Below are 3,440 nucleotides of genomic sequence, written 5' to 3'. Positions count from 1 at the left end.
CAAAACCGAAGCGAAAGAAGACGGCGGCCACGAACACATGCGCGAGGCCCTGCCGTGGTGGATTTTCATTTTGATCGGCGGCCTGGTCAGCGTTTCGTATTTGAAGCCGATGGTGGCCGATTATTTCCATCTTCCTCTAGGCGATGCGGCCATCGACGCGGAATATCCAGCCACGCTGCCTTATATTGTGTTCGCCGTGGCTTTCCTGCCAGGCGCAGTGATGGGCGGCGTTTTGGGTTGGCTGCTCATTCGGCCTGTCAACTTTGTGCTGGGGAAAATTTTCCGCGGCTTCAACGTTGTGTTCGATAAAATCACCGCCGTTTACGGCTGGACCATTGGCCGCAGCCTGCGAATTTGCTTGCTCATTCTCTGCGTATACGTCGCCTTGCTGTATGGCACGTATTGGAGCATGGGGCACGCACCAACCGGGTTCATCCCCGAGCAAGACCAAGGCTACTTGCTCGTCAACGTGATGCTGCCCGACTCCGCCTCGCTCGAACGAACCCAGGCCGTAATGGAAAAGCTCGATAAACTGGCCCTGGGCGGCGACCTGAACGGCAAGCACTTCGACCGCATTCCCGGCGTCGATCATACCCTGAGCGTGGCCGGCCAATCCATTTTGCTCAGCGCCAACGGCTCCAACTGGGGCTCCACGTTCGTTATTCTCTCGCCATTCGACAAGCGCAAATCACACGAAGAGTACGATGCCGTCATCGCCGAAAAGCTTCGCGCCTTGTGCTATGAGCAAATTGACGATGCCGTCATCAGCGTATTCCGGGCGCCCCCCATCCAAGGCCTTGGCAACGCCGGCGGTTTCCAATTGCAGGTCGAACAGCGCGGATTCGTGAATCTTACCGAGCTGCAACAGGCCACGCAGGAATTATGCCGTGACGCCAACTCCGATCCGCTCCATCGCCTGATCGGCGTGTTCACCATGTTTCGAGCCAACGTGCCCCAAATCTTTGTCAACATCGATCGCACCAAGTGCGAATCGCTGATGGTGCCCGTGCAAGATGTGTTCAACGCCATGCAAACCTACATGGGCGGTTATTACGTCAACCTGTTCAACTTGTTCGGCCGCACATGGCAAGTGAACTTGATGGCCGAGGGAGATTTCCGTACCGCAGCCCGGCAGGTGGGCCAATTAAAAGTGCGAAACAAATTGGGCCAGATGGTGCCGCTGGCTACGCTGGCCACGCTGCAAGATCAAGGCGGACCGGCCATGTACATGCGCTACAACATGTACCCTACCGCGGCCGTCAACGGCAATCCGGCGCCGGGAGTAAGTTCCGGCCAGGCCATCGGCCTGATGCAAAGCCTATGCGATAAGCTCGGCTTGCCATACGAGTGGACCACCATCACGTTCATGCAATTGCTCCCCGCGAAAATCGGCATGCTGCTGGTGCCGGCGGCGATTTTGGGCTTGTTTGTGTTCGGTTTCGGCGCGGTGTTGGTTTTCCTGGTGTTGGCCGCCAAGTACGAAAGCTGGAACCTGCCGCTGTCGGTCATTTTGGTCGTCCCCATGTGCTTGCTCTGCTCGGTGGCTGGCATGATGATTGCCAAACTGCCCGTCGATATTTTCGTCCAAATCGGTTACCTGGTGTTGGTCGGCATGGCGGCGAAAAACGCCATTCTCATCGTCGAATTCGCCCAGCAGCAGCGTGCGCAAGGGAAAGATTTATACGCCGCCGCCGTGGAATCTTGCCGCCTGCGTTTGCGCCCCATCATTATGACCAGTTTCGCATTTATTTTGGGCGTGGTCCCGCTGATTTTGGCTCACGGCGCCGGCGCCGAAATGCGAATTTCACTCGGCACCGCGGTCTTCTCCGGCATGATCGGCGTGACCACCTTCGGCCTGTTCCTCACGCCGGTGTTTTATTATTCGCTGTTGTATCGCCAAGCCCGGCGAGAAGCCGCCGCGGCAAAGCAAAAGACGGTGACTGATGCGCGCGGCCCAGTCCCGGCCGGCACGGTACCAAGCGGCGCAACACCGAGCGGCTCTGTTGCGAAAACCGCCGTGATTCCTCCGCCATCGCACAGCTAGCGCAGCAGCCGGACTTGCCCCGCATCGCCTTCCATCAGCCCGGCATGCATAATTGGGTGATCGACCGATTCAGATTGCTCGGCCATCTTTTGTATGACTGGCGTGTTAGCACCGGCTTGATCATCACGATTTGCGGTCTGAGCCAAGCTGGGTTTCGGCGCACGCTGTTTGGATAAGCGCAACGGCGGCGGGCCATCGTCTTGCGTCCAATCAAATTCGCCGTTCTCATCTGTACGCCGCAATTGCAACGGAGCATTGTTCACAGGTGTGCGTTTCACCACCGATTGCATGCTAGGGCGATTATTTCGGGCTCCCGGTGCTGGCGGCGGCGGCATTTTGTCGGCGGGACCCGGCAACTTCGGCGGTTGGCTAGACGGCGCCGGCGTCCGTTGATAATTCGGTATTGGAGCATTCAACTTCATGTCCGGCCCGGGCTTTTCGCCAAAACCCGGCGTCGACGAATTCGAACTTTGGCCCGGTGGAACCGTTTCGGCATTGGGCGCAGCGGCGCCCTCGGCCACGGGCGGTTCCGCTAAGTTTTCCGCCTCGCCGGGGCAGTGGATGTCCCAACCGCCGCCCAGCGCTCTGTATAAATGAACCAGCCCGCTGTCGATATCGCCTTCCGCCTCGGCCAGCAAATTTTGTTGCTGCACCAGGTCTTGCTCCAGCAATGCCACGCGGTTGAAATCGACCAATCCGCCCTGGTATTGCGTAATCGCCAGCTTCACGGCCTTATCGGCGGCCACGACGCTGCGATCCAGGTCTTGCTCCTGGATTTGTGATTGCAAAAATTCCGCAATGCTGTCTTCCGCCTCAGAGTTCGCCTTCAGCATCGTGTTGCGGTAGTTATTGACCAGCTCGCAAAACTTGGCTTCATTCAAATGAACGTTGTTGATCAGCCGCCCATAATTCAGCACGTTCCATTGGAAGCCGGGACCAATCGATCCTTGTAGCGATTGATTTTTGAACAACTGCGTGAATCGCTGGGCGTCAAAGCCCACGGTCCCGGTGATGGAAATTGCCGGATACAACTGCGCTTCGGCCACGCCAATTTGTGCGCTTTGCGAAGCCGCCTGTTGCTCGGCCCGCCGCACGTCGGGGCGGCGAATCAGCAAATCGCAAGGAATGCCCACCACCACGTCCGGCGCAACCGGCGGAATGGGTTTGACCCCCAGGTCTGGCGTTAAATCTTTGGTCGGAATGCCCTCGAGCAAACACAGCCGATCGTTCGCGGCGCGTAACTGCTTCTCGTATTGCGGAATCAAAGCCTGGGTCTGGGCCAACTGGCTGATGGCTTGCTCCGTGTCCAATTCGCTGGTCAAGCCGCCTCTGAATCGCGCCTGGGCAATGTCTAACGCCTCTTGCTGAATTTTGATATTCTCGTTGACATATTCAA

General features: G+C 57.8%; 2 protein-coding genes. One reads left to right on the top strand and one right to left on the bottom strand.

Going from position 1 to position 3,440, the window contains the following annotated elements:
- Positions 1-2,044, top strand: a 2,044-nt coding sequence (locus VMJ32_02410; protein HTQ37849.1) for an efflux RND transporter permease subunit, incomplete at its 5' end; no start/stop codon positions are given.
- On the opposite strand, the gene VMJ32_02405 is transcribed toward VMJ32_02410, so the two are convergent.
- Positions 2,041-3,440, bottom strand: a 1,400-nt coding sequence (locus VMJ32_02405; GenBank protein ID HTQ37848.1) for a TolC family protein, incomplete at its 5' end; no start/stop codon positions are given. The two genes, VMJ32_02410 and VMJ32_02405, sit on opposite strands and share 4 nt — an antisense overlap.

It is taken from the genome of Pirellulales bacterium (genome assembly GCA_035499655.1).
Taxonomy (GTDB): domain Bacteria; phylum Planctomycetota; class Planctomycetia; order Pirellulales; family JADZDJ01; genus DATJYL01.
Note: the sequence above shows the minus strand (reverse complement) of the source record. Positions and strands in the feature narration are given on the sequence as shown.